The sequence below is a fragment of the Paracrocinitomix mangrovi genome (assembly GCF_019740355.2).
Taxonomy (GTDB): Bacteria; Bacteroidota; Bacteroidia; order Flavobacteriales_D; family Crocinitomicaceae; genus Paracrocinitomix; species Paracrocinitomix mangrovi.
This window is the reverse complement of the sequence record NZ_CP091819.1, coordinates 3,203,065-3,223,992: the sequence shown is the minus strand read 5'-3', so window position 1 is coordinate 3,223,992 and position 20,928 is coordinate 3,203,065. Positions and strand designations below refer to the sequence as shown.

General features: G+C 34.9%; 15 protein-coding genes. 10 read left to right on the top strand and 5 right to left on the bottom strand.

From position 1 onward, the window contains the following. Window positions 1-15: 15 nt before the first annotated feature. On the bottom strand, window positions 16-1,461 hold the full coding sequence (locus tag K6119_RS14505) for an aldehyde dehydrogenase (RefSeq protein WP_221832846.1): 1,446 nt from the start codon (window positions 1,459-1,461) through the stop codon (window positions 16-18). 173 nt (window positions 1,462-1,634) lie between these two features. On the opposite strand from K6119_RS14505, the gene K6119_RS14500 reads away from it, so the two are divergent. The 6 genes from K6119_RS14500 to K6119_RS14475 all read left to right on the top strand — a co-directional run bounded on the left by K6119_RS14500 (window position 1,635) and on the right by K6119_RS14475 (window position 6,931). Further along, entirely contained in the window at window positions 1,635-2,078 is a 444-nt protein-coding gene (locus K6119_RS14500) for a hypothetical protein (protein ID WP_221832844.1), read from the top strand. A gap of 101 nt (window positions 2,079-2,179) precedes the next feature. Further along, window positions 2,180-2,398, top strand: coding sequence for a Sec-independent protein translocase subunit TatA/TatB (locus K6119_RS14495; protein WP_221832842.1), 219 nt, complete (start codon window positions 2,180-2,182; stop codon window positions 2,396-2,398). Window positions 2,399-2,414: 16 nt separating this feature from the next. Next, window positions 2,415-3,833 carry an Asp-tRNA(Asn)/Glu-tRNA(Gln) amidotransferase subunit GatA gene (gene gatA, locus K6119_RS14490; RefSeq protein ID WP_221832840.1) on the top strand — a complete coding sequence of 473 codons (1,419 nt, stop codon included), beginning with the start codon at window positions 2,415-2,417 and terminating at the stop codon, window positions 3,831-3,833. 6 nt (window positions 3,834-3,839) lie between these two features. Continuing rightward, complete coding sequence (locus K6119_RS14485) at window positions 3,840-5,372, top strand: lytic transglycosylase domain-containing protein (protein WP_221832838.1); 1,533 nt, start codon at window positions 3,840-3,842, stop codon at window positions 5,370-5,372. An 87-nt stretch (window positions 5,373-5,459) separates the two neighbouring features. Further along, window positions 5,460-6,515 carry a DUF4837 family protein gene (locus K6119_RS14480; RefSeq protein WP_221832836.1) on the top strand — a complete coding sequence of 352 codons (1,056 nt, stop codon included), beginning with the start codon at window positions 5,460-5,462 and terminating at the stop codon, window positions 6,513-6,515. After that, window positions 6,515-6,931, top strand: coding sequence for a hypothetical protein (locus tag K6119_RS14475; protein WP_221832834.1), 417 nt, complete (start codon window positions 6,515-6,517; stop codon window positions 6,929-6,931). Before K6119_RS14480 ends, K6119_RS14475 begins: the two co-directional genes overlap by 1 nt. On the opposite strand, the gene K6119_RS14470 is transcribed toward K6119_RS14475, so the two are convergent. Continuing rightward, window positions 6,928-8,448, bottom strand: coding sequence for a GH3 auxin-responsive promoter family protein (locus K6119_RS14470; protein ID WP_221832832.1), 1,521 nt, complete (start codon window positions 8,446-8,448; stop codon window positions 6,928-6,930). The genes K6119_RS14475 and K6119_RS14470 overlap by 4 nt on opposite strands. Window positions 8,449-8,851: 403 nt before the next feature. Between K6119_RS14470 and K6119_RS14465 the strand changes: the two genes are divergently transcribed. Beyond that, window positions 8,852-11,221, top strand: coding sequence for a M14 family zinc carboxypeptidase (locus tag K6119_RS14465; protein WP_221832829.1), 2,370 nt, complete (start codon window positions 8,852-8,854; stop codon window positions 11,219-11,221). Here the strand turns inward: K6119_RS14465 and K6119_RS14460 are convergent, their stop codons facing one another. Then, entirely contained in the window at window positions 11,222-12,196 is a 975-nt protein-coding gene (locus K6119_RS14460; RefSeq protein WP_221832827.1) for a hypothetical protein, read from the bottom strand. 69 nt (window positions 12,197-12,265) lie between these two features. Then, complete coding sequence (locus tag K6119_RS14455) at window positions 12,266-12,928, bottom strand: response regulator transcription factor (RefSeq protein ID WP_221832825.1); 663 nt, start codon at window positions 12,926-12,928, stop codon at window positions 12,266-12,268. Window positions 12,929-13,126: 198 nt separating this feature from the next. On the opposite strand from K6119_RS14455, the gene K6119_RS14450 reads away from it, so the two are divergent. Both K6119_RS14450 and K6119_RS14445 read left to right on the top strand, forming a co-directional pair. After that, complete coding sequence (locus tag K6119_RS14450) at window positions 13,127-16,057, top strand: TonB-dependent receptor plug domain-containing protein (protein WP_221832823.1); 2,931 nt, start codon at window positions 13,127-13,129, stop codon at window positions 16,055-16,057. A gap of 175 nt (window positions 16,058-16,232) precedes the next feature. Further along, the gene (locus K6119_RS14445; RefSeq protein ID WP_221832821.1) at window positions 16,233-17,462 is read left to right on the top strand and encodes a hypothetical protein; all 1,230 of its coding nucleotides are present in this window, start codon (window positions 16,233-16,235) and stop codon (window positions 17,460-17,462) included. Between the two features lie 63 nt (window positions 17,463-17,525). Here the strand turns inward: K6119_RS14445 and K6119_RS14440 are convergent, their stop codons facing one another. Continuing rightward, window positions 17,526-18,206: a response regulator transcription factor gene (locus tag K6119_RS14440; protein ID WP_221832819.1), complete on the bottom strand. Its 681-nt coding sequence runs from the start codon at window positions 18,204-18,206 to the stop codon at window positions 17,526-17,528. 277 nt (window positions 18,207-18,483) lie between these two features. On the opposite strand from K6119_RS14440, the gene K6119_RS14435 reads away from it, so the two are divergent. Then, window positions 18,484-20,907 (top strand): Na/Pi cotransporter family protein, encoded by a 2,424-nt coding sequence (locus tag K6119_RS14435; RefSeq protein WP_221832817.1) that lies wholly within the window; start codon window positions 18,484-18,486, stop codon window positions 20,905-20,907. Window positions 20,908-20,928: the final 21 nt, after the last annotated feature.

The window sequence follows — 20,928 nt, the reverse complement described above, 5'->3', positions numbered from 1 at the left end:
AACTACCGTTTTTAGTTAATTGCTCTTGACAAAGACATTTTTAGGTTCAGTAAAGAATCTCAAGGCTTCAAAGCCTCCTTCTCTTCCAACACCTGAATTTTTCATTCCACCAAAAGGCGTTCTCAAATCACGTACCAACCATGAATTGATCCAAACAATTCCTGAATCTAATTTATCTGCCATGCGGTGTGCTTTGTTCAAATTTTCAGTCCAAACAGTAGCAGCTAATCCATATTGAGTTGAATTGGCCATCATTAAAACTTCTTCTTCAGAATCAAATGGTGTGATAGTCACAACCGGGCCAAAAATCTCTTCTTGATTAGTTCTACAATCAAAAGTTAATCCTTCAATTATTGTTGGCCTGATGTAGTAACCATCTTTATATTCACCGTCCATCATTACTCTCTCACCTCCTGTTAAAACAGTTCCTCCTTCTTCTTTTGCCAACTCAATGTATGACAAGATTTTTTCCATGTGTGACTTAGAAACAACTGCTCCTAATTTGGCTTCAGGATCTTGAGGGAAAGATACTTTTGACGCGGCTGTTTTAGCTACAAAAGCTTCTTTAAACTTTTCGTAAATCGGTCTTTCAATAAATATTCTTGAACCGCAAAGACAAATTTGTCCCTGATTAGCAAAACTTGATCGCATAGTAGTGCTCAGAGCTTTATCAAAGTCACAATCAGCAAAAATTATGTTGGGGTTTTTACCTCCTAATTCAAGAGATAATTTTTTAAACATAGGTGCTGCAATAGATGCAATTGTTTGTCCTGTAGCAGTTCCACCTGTAAATGAGATTGCTTTGATTTTTGGATGTCTTGTAATGGCATCTCCCACTTTTGGTCCTAAACCATGAACAATGTTTAATACACCTTTTGGTAATCCTGCCTCTTTACAAACCTCTGATAACAAATAAGCTGTCATTGGCGTAATTTCAGATGGTTTTGCCACTACGCAATTTCCTGCAGCCAAAGCCGGAGCTATTTTCCATGTAAATAAGTATAAAGGCAAATTCCATGGTGATATACACCCAACGACTCCTATAGGCTTTCTTAATGTATAGTTGAATCCAATACCCTCCATATAATGAGATTCGGCTGCAAAATGTTGAATGGCTGTAGCAAAAAACTTCAGGTTGCTAACCGCTCTTGGAATATCAACCTCAGCAGCCAATTTTACTGGCTTACCATTATCAGTTGATTCTGCCAAAGCAAAAGCGTCTAACCTTGATTCAATTATATCCGCAATTTTAATCATGATGGCTCCTCTGGCCTCTTTTGGTGTGTTTGACCAACCCTCAAAAGCTGCTTCGGCTGCTTCTACTGCCTTTGCAATGTCCTCATGCGCAGAGTCAGGAATTGTTGAATAAACAACCCCTCTTGATGGATCATAATTGTCAATTGTTCCTCCTGAACTAGCCGCTACTAATTCCCCATTGATATAATTTTGTATTGCTTTCATTTACGATTTGTATCTGATGAATTTGTTGGGTTAGATTTTTTACGCTTTAAAAATAAGTATTCCGCTTGAATTAACTTGTTCAATGAATGGTAAAGTGAGTAATTGATTCAACAATTTTTAACACTTGATATCTTTGTATTTTACTATCTTCAATTTTGATATTGCAAAGCTGCATGGAAAAGATAGACTTCGATCAATTATGTAAAAATGCCTATTCACCTCAGGCCGGACTTATAGAAAAAGATAAGTTATGGATAGAAATATTCAAGATGAAGGAATGGTATTTTATTCCAAGAGGCAGTAGAGACAATATTCATCCTTACATAGCTGAAGCCAAAGAAATTTCTACAGGCAAACAGTGGGTTCATGCATTTACAGATATGGACAGAGCCACATTTTTCGTAAAAAGGAACGGACTGTTTATGGAAGATAACACCTCACCTATCATGGTAGTTCCCAACAACCAAGAGCTTTTAGAGTGGTTAAATGAAATGCAAGATGAAGGTGTTTTTGGCATTTACTTCAATGCAGATGGCGGTGGTTTCTATTCGCCTATTGACAAGTTAGATGCTATCAAGTCACACTTACAAAAAACTTATCCCAAAGACTTGAAATAGTTTATCTCTGCTTTTAACAAACAAATATAAACTGCTGAGATACTTCTTTGTTCTTATTTTTAGTAACTTTGCGTTCACATTTACAATTTATACGTAAAAACATGGAAAACGTAGTTCTTGCAGGATGGATCGGTGGACCACAAATTATCTTAATTATTGTGGCAATCTTGCTGTTGTTTGGAGGAAGAAAAATTCCTGAACTAATGAGAGGGATGGGAAAAGGAATCAAAGGATTCAAAGATGAGATGAACGGAACGGCTGATTCAGATAATACACCTGCAAAAGGGGATAATTCTGAAGATTCAAAGTCAGAAGCTTAATCTCTAAATAGCTGCTATGTACAATACATTTGCTGAAATAAAAAAGGCAATTGCAGAAGGTAAAACGGTTGTTGAAATCACAACTTATTATCTGAACAACATCAAGCAGCAATCACATCTCAATGCATTTCTAGAAGTTTTTGAAGAAAGTGCGCTTGCACAAGCTGCATTGGTTGATGAAAAATTAAAATCAGGAAAAGCAGGGAAATTAGCCGGAATGGTTATCGGAATAAAAGATAACATGGCTTATAAAGATCATAAAGTATCTGCTGCTTCTAAAATTCTTGAAAATTTCGAATCGCTTTACAACGCAACTTCAATTCAACGTTTAATTGATGAAGATGCCGTAATTATTGGACGCACCAATTGTGATGAATTTGCAATGGGAAGCTCTAATGAGAATTCGGCATTTGGTAACGTATTGAATCCTCTTAATGAGAAAATGGTTCCAGGTGGATCTTCTGGAGGATCAGCTGTTGCAGTTGCTGCTAATTTGTGCACAACTACATTAGGAAGTGATACGGGTGGATCTATTAGACAACCTGCTTCATTTACCGGAACAGTGGGATATAAACCTACTTATGGTTGTGTTTCAAGATTCGGACTTTTGGCTTATGCTTCTTCATTTGATCAAATTGGACCTTTTGCAAACAATGTAGAAGATGCGGCTTTGGTTACTGAAGTAATTGCAGGTAAAGACGAATATGACAGTACGGTTTATCAAGCTGAAGAAAGAAATTTCAAAGTTGATTTTCCAAGCGATAAAAAAATCAAAGTTGCCTATATTAAAGACTGTATTGAAAGTGAAGGTTTAGACCCTGAAATCAAAGCAAGATCTTTAGAAATTATTGAAGCATTAAAAGCAAATGGGCACGTAGTTGAAGCTGTTGACTTCCCTTATCTGGATGCAATGGTTCCTACTTACTATGTGTTAACTACTGCTGAAGCTTCTTCTAATTTGGCAAGATATGACGGTGTTCATTATGGATACCAATCACCTAATGTAGAAGGTGTTGAAAATACCTACAAAAAATCTCGTTCGGAGGGCTTTGGTGAAGAAGTTCAAAGACGTATTATGCTAGGAACATTTGTTCTCTCTCACGGTTACTATGACGCTTATTACACAAAAGGTCAAAGAGTGAGAAGAGTCATTCAAAATAAAACAAAGGCAATTTTGGATAATTATGATTTTATCCTACTTCCAACTACTCCCTCAACTGCCTTTGAAATTGGTAAAAACATTGATGATCCAATTACAATGTATCTTCAGGACATTTTTACCGTACAAGCTAATTTAGCGGGTAACCCTGCTATTTCACTTCCAATGGGTAATCATACAAATGGAATGCCTTTTGGAGTACAGTTAATCGGAAAACACCATGAAGAAGCTGATCTTCTTTCGTTTTCTGATTATTTAATGAAGAATTACAATTAATTAGTTGTGAGATATTTACTAGGATTAACGGGAATACTGTTTGTATGCCTTATAGGAAGGGCACAGGAAGAAGAGACTGAATTATTAATTGCTGATGATTCAATTCCATTTATGGGAGATGTAGACACCTTTGAATATGAAAGGTTTCTGGAGATTGTTGAATTTTCGCTTTTTGAACACTATAAGGAAGTTTGGGGCAAAGAACGCGCCTATGAAGTAATTGATTCTATGGGTTATGAAGAATCAGATCGCCCTACTTATCCCGACTCTGTATATGTTGCCAGATTAAATAAATTAAATGAATCTACCATCATTGATATTCAAGCCAATGATGACATGATTACGGTAATCAAATATTTTGTTAGAAACAGAAGAAAATTTACCGCCTTGTGTATTGGGAGATCAAAACTTTTCTTCCCTATGTATGAAGAGTATTTGGATAAATACCAAATACCTATCGAACTAAAATATCTCTCAGTTATTGAAAGTGGATTAAGACCAACTGCCAAATCTCGAGTTGGTGCATCTGGTTTATGGCAATTTATGTACCGTACAGGTAGAATGTATGGTTTAGAAACCGACTCATACGTGGATGAAAGAAATGATCCTGAAAAAGCTACTGATGCTGCTTGCAGATATTTAAAATACCTATACGGCATGTATGGAGATTGGAGTATTGCTTTAGCCGCATATAATGCCGGTCCCGGAAATGTTAACAAGGCAATAAGAAGATCTGGTGGCCAAATGAACTATTGGAGCTTAAGACCATTTTTACCAAAAGAAACTCAGATGTATGTTCCCAACTTTATCGCAATGGTGTACATGATGAATTATTATCCTGAACATAACATTGTTCCGGTTGAACCAAAAATTTACGATCATGAAGTTGACACAGTTTGTCTAAAGGATGTAGTTAGGATTCATTATTTAGATTCTTTGATTGGATTATCAGATGAAGATTTTGAATATTTAAATCCTACCTATAAAACCAATATTATTCCTAAAACTGAACATCCACAATGTATTACTTTACCAGTTGAACTTATTCCTGTATTTCTTGAAAAAGAAGCGGAAATTTATGCCTACGAAAAGAATTTGGACAGTTTACAAATGTCTTTTGTTACGTTAGAAAAAAAGAAATACCACTATGTTGAAGCTGGCGAATCAATGGCAATGGTGGCAGAAAAATATGATGTGATGGTATCTGATATCAAAAACTGGAACGGATTAAAATATACCAAAGTTTATCCGGGTCAAAGATTGACCATCATGATTCAAGAGAAAAAATACGTTCCTAAAACTGAAGTTTCGAGTGTAAAAACAACTTCAAGTAGTAGTTCTAGCAGTTCAAGTAGTAGCAGTAAAGTAAATTATTCATACGACGGAAAATATAAATACTACACTTTACAAAATGGTGAGAGTCTTTGGACCGTTAGCCAGAAACTTGGCATACCATTTGGACGAATTCAGGAGTTGAACAGAGATCTTGATCCTAAAAGAATGCAACCCGGCGACAAGATCAGAATTGAAAAAATCTGATAGCCCAATTTGCATCTTTTTATCAATATTTGCTGAGCACAAAACAAATGGTGTATTTACACCTGCATAAACCTAACACGAATTAAAATGAAGCATTTATTGATCGCATTTATTCCCGCATTCTTATTAACTGCATGTTTCAGTTCAAGCTCTCAAAAAGAGGACTTTCTTCCTGACTCTGCTGGTAATAGAGGTGAGATAGTAGTAATAATGGAAAATCAACTTTGGAATGGACCATTAGGAGATACTATTCAATCTTTCTTATCTCAAAACGCAAAAGGTCCGTATTTAAGACCTGAACCTATGTTTGACTATCATCATTCTGACCCAAAAAACTTAACACATGGTAATAAATTGGGCAGGCTATTATTAAAAGTTCATGTTGATTATGATTCAACTTATGGTGAAACTGCGGTTATTGAAAAAGAAAATTACTTTGCAAAAGATCAATTGTTCATCATTATAAAAGATTCTGATCCTAACCGTTTAAAAAGATACGTTGAAACTCAATTTACGGATGTAATGGATCGTTTGAATGAGTTTACTACTCTATCTCTTGAAAAATATTACCGTGCTCATAAAAATAACGGTATAGCATTGAGATCAAAAGAATTGTTTGGAATTGATATTGCTCTTCCATCAAAAAGTGCATTAAAAGTAGAAACCGAAGACTTTATGTGGGTAAAATATGACAGGTCTCACAGCATAATCGGAAACCAATCAACCGGAGCAAAAGGTGGGGTATTTTGGATTCAAGAAGGTATTGTATTTTGGTCTGAACCTTACTCTGATTCAGCAATGGATCCTTCCAACATAATGTCAAACAGAGATACAGTTTTAAAACACAATGTGCCTGGAAAACTTGAAGGTTCATACATGGCAACAGAATATGATCCTGCTTATGCACCTACCGGTGAAGTAACAACCTTTAATGGCAATGATTGTGTTAAAATCAAAGGTCTATGGAAACATGCCGGAAATCCTGCTGCAGCAGGTGGAGGACCTTTTGTGCAATACAGTATTCACCATCCAAAAACAAACCAAATTGTGACGGTTTGCGGATATGTTTACGCACCGAAATTTGACAAAAGAGAGCACATTCGTGAGTTAGAGGCAATGTTAAACACCATTGATATTGACTAATGCATTTTGAAAGCGAAGATCAGGCAATCAATTATTACTCCGATAAAAAAACTTCGGGAGAAATGGATCTGAGCCAAATTCGAACTGAATTAAAAGATACTGCTCAATTTTCAGAGGAAGATATTAAAGTGATTTGTCAGAAAATATCTGACAGAGAATTCCATAAACTAACTTCTGAAAAGAAACCACTTTTTCACTTTTTTGATCACATCATATTCACCTGGTTGTTTCTAGGAATGAATATCAGCATTATTGCCTTTTCGATTATTTACCTAATTCGTGTTTATGATAAGGATCCTAATTTAGACACCGGTAGTGCTATTCATGTTTATCCTTATTTGTTTATTGGTGGGGCCACAGTGTTAATGAGTAAACACATCAAGGGTTTAAGAAAACATTACAGGAAAAAGAATTAACCTTCAACCAGATTCATTGCCAATAATTCGTCTATTAAAATGCGGTCATTGTTAAGTCTTGGGATTTTATGTTGTCCACCCAGCTTATCTGATTTTTTTAACCAGGCTTCAAACAAGCCTTTTGACGCTATTTGAATTCTAGGCATTTGCAATGATAAGTTACCGGCTCTTTTGGCTTCATAATCTGAATTGACTGATTTTAATTCACCGTCTAAAATGTGAGTGAAAGCTTCTAAATCATCCGGCAGTGTAATAAACTCAATCAACCATTCATGTCCACCACCTTCACCGTTTTCCATAAAAATTGGAGCTGCAGTATAATTACTGATATGGGCATTTGTTTTTTGACAAGCAGCCGCCATTGCAACTTCTGCATTTTCTACAACCAATTCTTCTCCAAAAGCATTGATGAAACTTTTGGTTCTACCCGTAATTTTAAACCGATACGGAGATTTTGACGTGAACCTTATAGTATCTCCAATTATATATCTCCACAATCCACCATTTGATGAAATTACCAGTGCATAATTTTTTCCTAATTCCACTTCTTCTAATGGAACAACTGTCTTTGAATCAACCCCATTAAAATCAGACATTGGAATAAATTCAAAAAATATTCCGTAATCCAACATCAACAATAACTCATCTATTTTAAAATCATCTTGAATTCCGAAAAAACCTTCTGAAGCATTGTAGGTTTCAACGTAATTCATATCGTCAAACGGAATCAATTTTCTGAACTGCTCCTTATAAGGATCAAAGCTTACGCCTCCATGCATGAACAATTCTAAATTAGGCCACACTTCTCTGAGGTGCTTTTTACCTGTTATTTCCAAAACCCTGTTACATAAAACAAGTGTCCAGCTTGGAACACCCGCTAATATGTATATGTCTTCATCCTTCGTAGTTTGCGCCAACTTTTCTATTTTCTCCTCCCAGTTGCTCATTAAAGCAATTTCTTTACTTGGCGTTCTTCTTATCTCAGCCCACCAAGGCATATTTTTAAGGATAATGGCAGATAAATCACCAAAGTAAGAATCACCATCAAGGTTGGTAATCTCCGCAGACCCTCCAATTATCAAGTGTTTTCCCTTGTACAATTTTCTATCCGGCAATTGATTGTAATATAAGCTCAAAAGGTCTTTTCCTCCTTTGTAATGACAATCTTCCAGAGCTGATTTTGAAACTGGTAAAAACTTAGACTTCCCTGTAGTAGTTCCAGAAGACTTTGCAAACCACAAAATATCCTCATTCCACAGTAAATTTTGCTCGTTTTTGAGCATTCTTTCAATGTAAGGCTGCAAAAGAGGATAATCTGAAAGTGGAACTTGCTTACTAAAATCTTTATAAGACTTAATTTTATTATATCCATATTTAACACCCCATTCGGTATCCTTTGCGTTCTGAATCAAATAATTGAATACATCTCTTTGTACTTCAAAAGGATATTTTTTGAAAAGTTCAATTTGATGGATACGTTTTTTAATTATCCAGGAAAAGATCGAGTTAAAGGGCATTTATCTTTAAAATTTGTCCTTTAAAGATAACAATAGCATCTGTTATGAAGGAGAAAAAATAAATGAAAAGTCAGCTATGAGAATAAAAAAGGTCTTCCACAAAAAGTAGAAGACCTATCAATATTTTTGACAGACACTTAGCCTAAAAACAAGGTCAAGAAAATTACTGCAAGCGCAATAACAATGTAAACCGGAGCTAAGATTGCTGTTGAATCATCAAAGTAATTTCTATCTGAATTATGTTCTGACATTTCTTTGGATTTTTGGTAAAGATAAAAATTCTGAAAAAAATCGCCATATAAATGACTTTTTTTTAATCAATAAGTAATACCTCCTGATAAATAAAAGTTGGGAGTGTCCGATATATGTGATATCTTTAACATCTCGAAAAACAAATAGTCTCATGAAAAAGATCAGCTTGCTACTACTAATGCTATTGGCAATTGCCCCAGTATTTTCTCAATTAAAATGGAGCCGTGTAAAAGTATTTGGCACCAATGAAGAACTCAGAAAGTTGGGTGATTTGGGTTTACCTGTTGATCATGGTGAATTGAAACAAAACACCTGGTTCATGACAGACTTTTCAGAACTGGAAATTGCCGAATTAGACGCACATAATTTCGTTTATGAAATTGTAATTGATGATGTTAAGGCATATTACCAATCTGACAGATCAGAAATTGCTACAAAAGGTGCTGATAGGGCAGCTTGCCCTTCTTCAACAGGAGGAAGCAGTTATAATCCTACAACACCTTCAAATTTTAACCTTGGTACAATGGCAGGGTTCTATAAATATCAAGAGTTTATTGATGAGTTGGACGACATGAGAACCCAATATCCTAATTTGATCTCTGCAAAATCACCAATTGGATCATATACTACTGTTGATGGTAATTCTATTTATTGGGTTAGAATTTCTGATAACCCGGATACAGATGAAGCTGAAGAAGAAGTACTTTATTCAGCTCTTCACCATGCGAGAGAACCGGCAAGTTTGTCTCAGTTGATTTACTATATGTGGTATATGTTAGAAAATTACGGTACTGATCCTGAAGTAACTTATTTGATTGACAATACTGAAATGTACTTTGTTCCTATGTTAAATCCTGATGGATACAAATACAATGAACTCAATTCTCCAAATGGTGGCGGAATGCACCGAAAAAACAGAAACTTAGTAAGTGGCGGGAGTTCTAATCAAGGAGTTGACCTCAACAGAAATTATGGTTATCACTGGAATACCACAGGAGTTTCTGCAAATCCGGGTTTTGATACATGGCCAGGGACCGGTTCTTTTTCAGAAATTGAAACTCAGGCAATGAAGTGGTTTGTTGAGCAAAGAGAATTCAAATTTGCATTCAATGCTCACACACATGGAAATCAACTTTTATATCCTATAGGTTGGTCTGACAATGAGTTTGCACCACATCACAATTATTTTGATGCTTTTACCACGCACATGGTAAAATTTAATGGATATGAGAACATTAAAAGTTCAGGATTATACCCTGCTTCTGGAGATTCTGATGATTGGATGTACACGGATGATATAGGGGTAAACCATGATACGATTTTTGCCATGACTCCTGAATGCTCAAGTGAAGGAACCAACAATGACTTTTGGCCTCCTCAATCTTCAATAGAAGCAATTTGCAAGGCCAATGTTCACATGAATATGACATTGGCTCATATGCCTCATGTTTTTGGAGTAACAACTCCACTTGGCACATCAAAAGTTCAGGATCCTAACGGTTATTTTTCGTACAATTTAGAAAGATTGGGATTGACTGATGGACCTATTACAATTAGCATGACTGCAATTACTGGGATCACAAGTTTTGGAAGTAGTAATGTGCACAATTTAAATTTGATGGAAATTGTTGAAGATTCTATTCAATACACTTTGGATGCCGGACTTAATTTTGGTGATGACATCATCTACGTATTAGAAACGGATAATGGTACTTGGACCAGAAAAGATACCATTTACAAAACTTTTGGAGCAGGAACAGCTCTATTTACTGATGATTGCTCAGACTTGTCAAACTGGACGGGAAGTTGGAGCACCACTACAGAAGATTTTGTATCTCCTAGCACTTGTATTACAGATAGTCCAAACAATGACTACTCCAACAATCAAGACAAGAACATTACTTTAAATCAATCTTTTGATTTTGGAAATGCAACCTACGCATACATCACTTTCAATGCAAAATGGCAAATTGAAGACAATTGGGATTATGTAGAATTCTTGGCTTCTACAAATGGCGGTTCTACATGGACTCCTTTATGCGGATTATATACTAATCAAGGTGGTTCAAATCAAGATGTAGATGAACCTTTATATGATGGATTTCAAACTAGTTGGGTATTGGAAGAAATAGATTTGACAGATTATATTGGACAGACAAATGTTAAATTCCGATTTTACTTAAATACTGATCAAGGTGTTGTTGAAGATGGATATTATTTTGACGATTTCACAGTTTATACAGATGCTACCAGTGATATGGGAAATCATGAACTAACATTAGATGACATCTCTATTTACCCTAACCCTGCAAACAACAATGTATTTGTGAAATTTGATGCAGGATTAAACATCCAAAATGTTCAAATTACAAATAGCATTGGACAGTTGATTGTAAAAGAAAAAGTGAATTCTAATTACGTTGAAATCAACACAACTGATTTTGCTGAGGGAATCTACTTTGTAACTGTAATTGATGACCAAAATCGCAGTATTACTAAGCGATTAAGTATCATTAAATAATTACTTATACACTTCTATTTTACCGTCGCGCTTGATGATAAAATCTTTGTAAGTAGTATCTCTTTCATCAAAGAATTCATCCTCACTTAAATCTTCTTCAAAGAGGTTGGTGTGAATGTTTTCTGTTACCACATTGATTTCTCCTTCTGTTGCTATTGAAATTTTAACATTGCTGTAGTAAATTTCATTTGCTCCCATATTAGAATCTCTGCAATTACAGCTCAGTATCTGCTCGTCAATTTTATTTCCGTCTTGATCAAAGGAATAAAGTACATAATGGTCATTATCTATTCCCATCATTCCTGGGGTAGAATTGTAAACTGCCAATAGTATCCAATTATTGAAATACTCGAATTTACATCCAGGATATAAAGAGGTCCAATCAAATTCTTCTAATTCATCTATGGTTCCGAAATATTGGTGTCTTGTTGCTGAATCCAGTCCTTCTGATTCGTAATCTGGAATCAAATCACTAATTGGAATTTCTTCATTATTAAACATGGCTAAAACCTCATCCCAGCTTTTGGCTTCAATTGCTTCTTCCATGCCAAGCTGGTATTCACCTACCGTGATAGCATTTGCTTTAAAATCAAGTGATTTATTGTCTTTATTAGTCCATTTACCGGTATAAAGTGGATCCTTTCCTTCATTTAGATCAATAACAAATGTCCCATTAACCTCTCCTTTGCTAAATTCTTGAATCTCCATGTGAGTTCCGGTTTTCTCACCTTTAAGTTCAATTGGTTTTCTTTGGCTTAAGTAATAATACTCACCTTCCACATCTCCATCACCAGAAGGCATACTCAAATACATTTTAATTGGATAAGTATCAATAAATCCGCTTAGGAACAATTCCTCTATTATTTGATCTTCTGAAGATTCGTTATTACTGTCTTCATTATGTGTTTCCTGATTTGACCCACCACATCCAAGCAATAAGAATGTCAATACACCAATTGTCCAAAAATTTTTCATCTGCCCAAAATAAAAAAAGACTCGGTTCAATAAACAAACCGAGTCTTCAAAAAATTAATTTATTACCAGTTAACCTGCAAATTTGTAACCTACCCCTTTTATAGTTTGGATAACTTCATCTCCAAATTTTTCACGCAATTTTCTAACATGAACATCTATTGTTCTATCACCTATTACTGTGTCACCCCAAACATCTCTTAAAATTTCCTCTCTTCTAAACACTTTTTCCGGAGTACTCATCAATAGAGCAAGTAGTTCGAATTCCTTTTTAGGAATCACGTGATCAACTCCTTCTTTGGAAACAACAAATTTTTCTTTGTCAATTGAAATATCAGAATCAAAGAAGATATCTCCAACTTTAAATCTATTAGCAAAAGCTGCCACTTTATGTTTTAAGATTTTTATACGTACCGGTTTTACAACATAATCATCTCCTCCGGCTTTGTATCCTGCAACTTGAGAATAGTCTTCCCCTCTTGCAGACAAGAAAATTACATATGAATCTTTAAGGCCTTCAATATTTCTGATTCGTTCACAAACTTCAATTCCATCAATATCCGGAAGCATAACATCCAATAAAATCACATCCGGTTTAAAAGTTTCTGCTTTTTCAAGCGCTTCTCTACCGTTTAGTGCTTTTTGAACTAACATTTTTTCATTTTCAAAGTTGTAAGACAACATCTCTACGATATCTGGTTCGTCGTCTACTATCAGAATTTTTAGGCCTTCCATATTGTAACAAATTTCCATGGTACAAATTTAACCCCACCCTTATCAACAGATCATTTACCCTTTATTATGCAATCATTAAGATTCAATATTTATTGTTAACTAAATGTTAAGCATTATTAACTCATTGATAACAGGCAAATGAATTTTTGAGGCCTTTTCTCGCCGTAACTTTGCATCAAATTATACACGCGAGATAAAATGAGATCATTAATACTGTTGATATTTGTTGTTTTAACAAACAACCTAATGGCCCAAGAAGGGACAATATCAGGTAATCTTTTCAAAACTGAGAATGGTGAGGTTATTCCGCTTGCTATGGCAAAGTTGGTCGAGTTAGAAGATGGGAAATTTCAGAGAACAGATTTTGATGGTAATTTTAGTATGACCCTAACTGCAGGTGTTCATCACATTGTTGTAATGTATACCGGAATTAAGGATACGTTAGAAATCACCGTAAAAGAAGGTGAAAATCCTCCTTTTACAAAAGATCTTTCAATGAGCAATGAGCTTCAAATTTTTGTAGTTCAAGGAGCTATTTCAAATGGAGGGTCTGAGATTAAAGCTGCAAAAGACATCAAAGAAGATGATAAAGTAGTTGCTGTTCAAACAGCAGAAATGATGGAGCAAAAAGGTGAAGGAGATGTTGGAGGTTCAGTGAAAAAAATCACTGGTCTTTCTACAGTAGGTTCTGTACTTTATGTAAGAGGTTTAGGTGACAGATATAATGTTGCATATTTAAATGGTTTACCATTACCTTCTCCAGATCCAGATTTTAGAGTTGTTCCTTTGGATTTATTTCCGACAGATGTTGTAAGCTCAGTTCAAGTTTCAAAAGTTATGTCATCAGAATTCTACGGAGACTTTGCAGGTGGTGCTTTTAACATTACTACTAAGAGTTTTTACAATAAACCAACTTTGAAGGTATCATTGAGCACAGGAGGAAATTCTCAAACTGTTTTCAGACCATTCAACTCTTACAGAGGTGGTAAATTTGATTACTTTGGATTTGATGATGGAACAAGAAATATTCCAACTGAAGTATTTACAAATTCAAAACCATTGACTTCTTTTCCTGGAGTTAACACTTTGTTCCCAGACTTGTTGTACAATACTCAGTATGATAAATCAGCAGATTTCTCTAACAACTTTGATATCGTTTCCAAAATTGCAAGACCAAACATCAATTTCTCTATTACTGGAGGAAACTTCTTTGATATGTCTGACAAAAAAGATAAGTCAAAAGGATTTGGATTCTTGGCCTTGTTGAAAAATGAAAACTCATTAAAATATCAAGAAGGTGTTGTAAAAATTATCAACGCTCAAAGTGAAGAAAGATTAAACTATGATGTCTATCAGTATAATTACGAAACTGCATCAACAGGATTATTGAATCTCTACTACAGAATTAATCCTGACCATGCTATTAGCGTAAATTCATTATTCGTAAACAAATCAAATGATGAAACAAGAGAAACTTGGGGATATCACTTTGATTACGATCCGTACTACGTTTATTCAAGAAGATTTACGTACAAACAAAATTTCTTGAATGTTAATCAGTTGATTGGAACACACAAATTCTTTACTCATAAAGATGATAAAGACTTTGCAAGATTGATAGTTGACTGGAGAGGTGCATATAACATCACCGGAAGTAAAGAACCAGACAGAAGACAGTTGGTTGCTTTATATACAGGTGATCCTGCTCAAACAGATTCTTACGATTTATGGAATGCACTTGATGTAAACGAAAATCACAGATTCTTTAGTATTTTGAAAGAAAATGAGATCAGTGCAAAAGCTAATGCTAGATACGTATTGAAATTTAAAGAAGTAAAAACTGAAAGAGGAAATACCGAAGTTGAAGAGTTGATTACTTTTAACGTAGGTGCTGATTACAAAGCAAAAAGAAGAAATTTTGATTACAAACAGTTTAACTACAATATCAAAAATTTAGCTGACAGTATTCAACCTGTAGATATTTACAACACTGCTCAATATTTTACAGATGAAAATCACGAAAATGGTTTGTTCTATATTGATGAGTTAGCCAATTTCGGATCTTCATATGTTGCTTCTCAAAATGTAATTGGAGCATACATTGATGCCAAATTCAAATTCAATAAGTTGGAGATGATTCCTGGTATTAGAAAAGAATTTTCTGAGCAAAGAGTGTATAACAGAGATCAAACAACTCCTTCAAAATACAACAACACTATCGTTCCTACAGATTTTGTTCAAGGTTTGTTACCAAGTTTGATTTTCAAATATGAAGCTTCTGAAAAAGACGTTTTAAGATTGGCTTTCAGCAAAACATTGACAAGACCTAAGTTTAATGAAGTAGCTCCTTTCCAATATACTTTGTTCTTCTCAGGAACTAAAGCTCAAGGAAATGATACTTTGAAAAATGGTGTTAACTACAATGCAGATTTCCGTTATGAGCGTTACCCTAGCCCGGGTGAAATGATCACAATCGGAGGTTTCTACAAATTCTTGCAAAATCCAATTGAGCAAACAATGCGTGGAACCGCATCTGGACAGTTAGCTAGTTTCTCAAATGCAAAACAAGGACAAGTTGCCGGAGTTGAAGTAGAATATATGAGAAGTTTAGATTGTTTCGTAAAAGCAGAAAAAAGAGATTCATCATTTTTGAAATATTTCGGAATTGGAATGAACGCTTCATTTATGTGGACACAAGTTACTATTGATACACTTGACGCAGGAAACATTAGTACAAATTATAGAAGACCATTAGAAGGAGCTTCACCATTCTTACTTAATGTTGACTTGAGATACCAAAGAGATTTCAAAGAGGCTAAAAAATCTGTCCTAGTTGCATTGGCTTACAATGTATTTGGAAGAAGATTGGTAGCTGTAGGTGGAAACGGAATTGGAGATCAATATGCTTTACCTGTTAACACATTGAACTTTATTTCTAAAGTTACTTTTGATGATAGATTCTCTGTAGGAGTTAAAGCTAGAAACTTATTGAATCCTTATATCAAAGTTGTACAAGAAAATACACAACCTGTAGGTGGAGACTTAAGTGTTTCTGAATTCAGAAGAGGAATTGATTTCAGTTTATCTGTATCATACAACTTTACTCAAAAGAAGAAAGACAAGAAATAATTCTGATAACTAATTGAATAACAAAAACCTTGCACGAAATACTGCAAGGTTTTTTTTGTTAACTAAACATTAATTACTGGTCACTATTAATTAACACAAGTATAACTTGAGCATAAATAGTTGGTCGTTTAATTGTCCGAAATTTGTATCAAGTTAATTCGAAAAAAGTATTGAAATGAAATTAAACAGAACAGCCATAGTTGGTGCACTATTAATAGGAGGAATCGCATTCGTTACTCCTTCATGTAAAAAGAAAGGATGTACAGATGTTAATGCAACAAACTACAATCCAGAAGCTAAAAAAGATGATCCGGACAATCCTTGTGTTTACCCTTCATGGTACACTGAGGTTGAGTACAGTGGAACAGTTTACAAGCAAATCACTGGGACTTTAACTGAGGACTACACTTTAGATGCAAACTCAAACTGGTTATTATCAGGAGGTGTTTTCGTTGGTGATGGTGCTACATTAACAATTGATGCAGGTACTACAGTTTACACTGCTGATGACGGAACAGTACCATTTTTAGCTATCTCTCAAGGAGGTAAAATTAACGCTTGTGGAACAGCTACTGATCCAATCGTATTTACTCCTGTTTCTTCTACTCCAGCTGCTGGAGACTGGGGAGGAATTATCTTAAATGGATATGCTCCAATCAACACTGGTGCTACTGCTGAAGGTGAAGGTGGAACTGGAACTTATGGTGGTACTGATGCTGCTGATAATTCAGGAACAATGTGTTATGTAAGAGTTGAATATGCAGGTAAATTATTGTCTGTAAACAACGAATTGAACGGTTTCTCTTTTAACGGAGTTGGTTCAGGAACTACATTACACCACTTACAAGCATATAGAGGAAATGATGATGGATTTGAATTCTTTGGTGGAACAGTTAGCTTAACTTATGCTTTGTCTACTGGAAACGGAGATGATTCATTTGACTGGACTCACGGATGGTCAGGAACTGGTGAAAACTGGATCGTAGAACAAGATCCTACAACTGGTGATAGAGGTATCGAAGCTGATAACAACGGAGATAATAACTCTGCTTCACCAATGTCTTCTCCAACTCTTTCTAAAATTACAATCATGGGAAGAGGAGTTTCAGCTGGAAAAGTTGGAATTAAATTAAGAGAAGGAACTGCTGGTATCCTTTCAAACATCTTAATTGAGGATTGCGCTACAGGAATTGATATTCAACATGATGTAACTGTTGCAAATGTAACAGCTGGAACGTTAGATATTTCTGGTGTAACTACAACAAACGTTACTACTGATATTGTTGTTTCTGCAACTACTGGTACTGATTCTACAAATGCTGCTACTATGGGAGCTGCTGCAGTTGACGGAACTGGAACTGGAGCTGATTCAGGATGGACTACTGGATGGACTAAAGCTCTTTAGTAGTTAGATTAAAATAATAAACCCAAAGAAAAAAGGCCTTCAGTGATGAAGGCCTTTTTTTATTTATACATTAACAAATTTATATCCAACTCCTTTGATGGTTTCTATAAACTCATCTCCAATTTTCTTCCTTAGTTTTCTCACGTGAACATCAATTGTACGATCACCCACAATGACATCTGTTCCCCAAACGCGATTCATTATTTCATCTCGTTTAAATACTTTTCCGGGTTTTGACATTAATAATGACAGCAACTCAAACTCCTTTCTAGGCAAAGTCAAAGCTTCATCATTTTTAATAACTACATACTTTTCCCTATCCAAAGTCAAAGAGCCTATTACGTCATCTTGCTGCAAACTTGCAGTTGAAGAATCCACTCTTCTGAACAGAGCAACAATTTTACTGATTAGAATTTTAGGCTTGATTGGCTTAACAATGTAATCATCTGCTCCAGCTTCAAAACCTGCTAATTGTGAGTAATCTTCTCCTCTAGCAGTTAAAAAGCATATAATGGTATTTTCCAAAGCAGGAATACTTTTGATTTTCTCACACGTTTCAATTCCGTCCATCCCAGGCATCATCACATCTAATAAAATAAGATCAGGTGAAACCTTTTGTGCAACTTCTATTCCTTCCGGTCCGTTTGACGCCTCCACAACAACAAATCCTTCCTTTTCAATATTGTACTTTAGCAATACTCTGATATCAGGTTCGTCATCTATAATCAGGACGGTTTTTTTCATTTATTATCAATTGTTTTCTTGAATCCTAAGTTAAATATTATTGACGAATTCTAAAACACATCACTTTAATCACCTATGGGCCAAGGGGTAAAACTTTATTTTCTTCTAAATAATTCGTCTTATTGTACATAGTTAAACTTTTTATCCATCTTTAATACAGTAATTAGAGGTAGCTGTTTTATCTTTGCCTGACTTAAGTTAACACAAGCTTAATGTACGTTATCAAATACTGAGCAGTACTTACATTAAATTTGTGCAAATATCAAATGACTAATAAATGAGAAAGCCATTAATAATTCTTGCAATTATTGCCTTTTTAATACCTTTTATAGGGGCATCTCAAATTAATCCTGCAGACTCACTACAACAGACAATTCAAACTCAACCTTTATTAAAATTAAAGCACCTTGATTTTAATTTTGTCAATGCAGAGGATAATCGAACACTTAAATTATTAGAAACCGGGAATCTTACTTTTACCTGGAAAACTGATAATACAGAAGATTCATTTATTGGTATTAAGTTAAAGTCCAAAAATCAAGAAAATTGGATTGAAAAGGTTGTTCCGGCAGCTGATACGGCTATTGTATTTGAAAGTCTTACAGAAAATCTGTTTTTTGATTATCAAATTGGAAGTGGATCTAGCGAAGATGAAATAGTTTATAACAACGAAATTGAACTTTGTCATACCCTTTCACAAAACATATTTAAAAATAATGGTGCCAAAGGAAAAGAAGAAAGCGTAGAGATTTTTTGGGCAATTGAATATGGAGCACTAAGTGAAATTTTAAGCTATTTTCCTGATGCCTATTACATAGTACAATGGAATACCAAAATTGGAAAAAAACAAAATGAACTTAATCCTGAAAAAGGTAAATGGCAGGTAAAAGATAAAATAGACATCAACAAAGTAAAAATCAAAGAAAAAGATCTTGTTGGTGGTGAAAAATACATTTACAAAATAGGATTAGTTGTAGATGGCAAACACATCTGGTCAAAAGAAAGCAAGTTTGAAACTAAACGTAGCTGGGGAATATTCAAATTATTAGTGCTTTTAGGTTCTTTAGGGATGTTCATTTATGGTATGAAAATCATGTCTGAAGGATTGCAGAAAGCAGCTGGTTCAAGATTAAGAAACATGCTTGGATCAATTACTTCAAACAGAATTTCAGGAATTTTTACCGGATTAGGGATTACTTCAATTGTGCAGTCTTCTTCAGTTACTACTGTGATGACAGTGAGTTTTGTAAACGCCGGATTAATGAATCTTAAACAGGCTACCGGGGTTATTATGGGTGCTAACATTGGTACCACCATGACGGCCTGGTTGATTTTATTGTTTGGATTCAAAGTAGATATTGGTGCTTACGCTTTAATTTTAATAGCATTTGGTGCTCCATTGTTGTTCTTTGGTAAAAGTTCGGTAAGGAATTGGGCTTCAGTAATTATTGGTTTCTCATTGCTTTTTATGGGACTTGGATTCTTAAAAGACAATGTGCCGGATATTGGAGCGGATTCTCCTTTGATCCAATTCTTTGTTGACTATAAAGATTCTGGCTTATTAGGTACTTTAATGTTTATTGGATTAGGTACCCTTGCCACTGTATTAATTCAATCCTCTTCCGCTACCATGGCATTGACAATGACACTTGTTGGTGGAGGTGTTCTTCCGTTTGAAGTAGCAGCTGCTATGATTTTAGGTGAAAACATTGGAACTACTATTACTGCACAATTGGCTGCATTAATTGGAAACGTACATGCCAAACGTGCAGCAAGAATCCATGCTTTATTCAATATTATTGGAGTTATTTGGTGCGTTCTGGTTTTCCAATTATTCCTCAAGGGAGTAGCTTATTTTGTTGATGGTGATCCTTTCTCAAACCCGGAAGATGCTAATGAAGGACTTGCTATTTTCCACTCTGCATTTAACATTGCCAACGTATTAGTATTAGTTTGGTTTGTACCTAAATTGGTAAAACTGGCTGAAAAAACTGTACGTTCTAGAGGTGCAATTGATGAAGAATTCCACCTGGATTATATTGGTACCGGAATGATGGGAACGCCTGACCTTTCAATTTTAGAAGCTAAAAAAGAAGTTGCGAAATTTGGTGAAATTACTTCTAGAATGGCAGGTTTCATGAAAAAACTATTGGTTGAACAAAACAAAAAAGCTAAAGGGAAGCTTCATGAGAAAATTGCTAAGTATGAAGAGATTACTGACCGCGTAGAAATTGAGGTTGCCAATTACCTTTCAAAAGTTTCTCAAGGTGAAATGACTGCAGAAACAGCTCAGAGAGTTCGTTCAATGAATGCTATAGTTAATGATTTGGAAAGAATTGGAGATATTTTCTATCAAATTTCAAAAACATTGGAGCGTAAGGACGAACAAAAATTATACTTCTTACCAGAACAAAGAGCTAACATTTTTGAGATGTTGAAATTGGTTGATGGCGCCTTTGAAATAATGATTGATAACTTAAATGCTGAATGGGAAGCAGTTTCTATTGAACCTGCTCAATTAGCTGAGCATCAAATCAATAAAAAGCGAAATGAATTGAGAAAAGAGCATTTAGAAAACATGCAAAATCCTGACTTTAATATGGAAAGCGGAATGGTGTTTAGTAACATCTTCTCTTCACTTGAAAAAGTTGGTGATCACATTATAAATGTTTCAGAAGCAATTACAGGAAAGATTAACTAATCAATAAAGACTTAAACTATA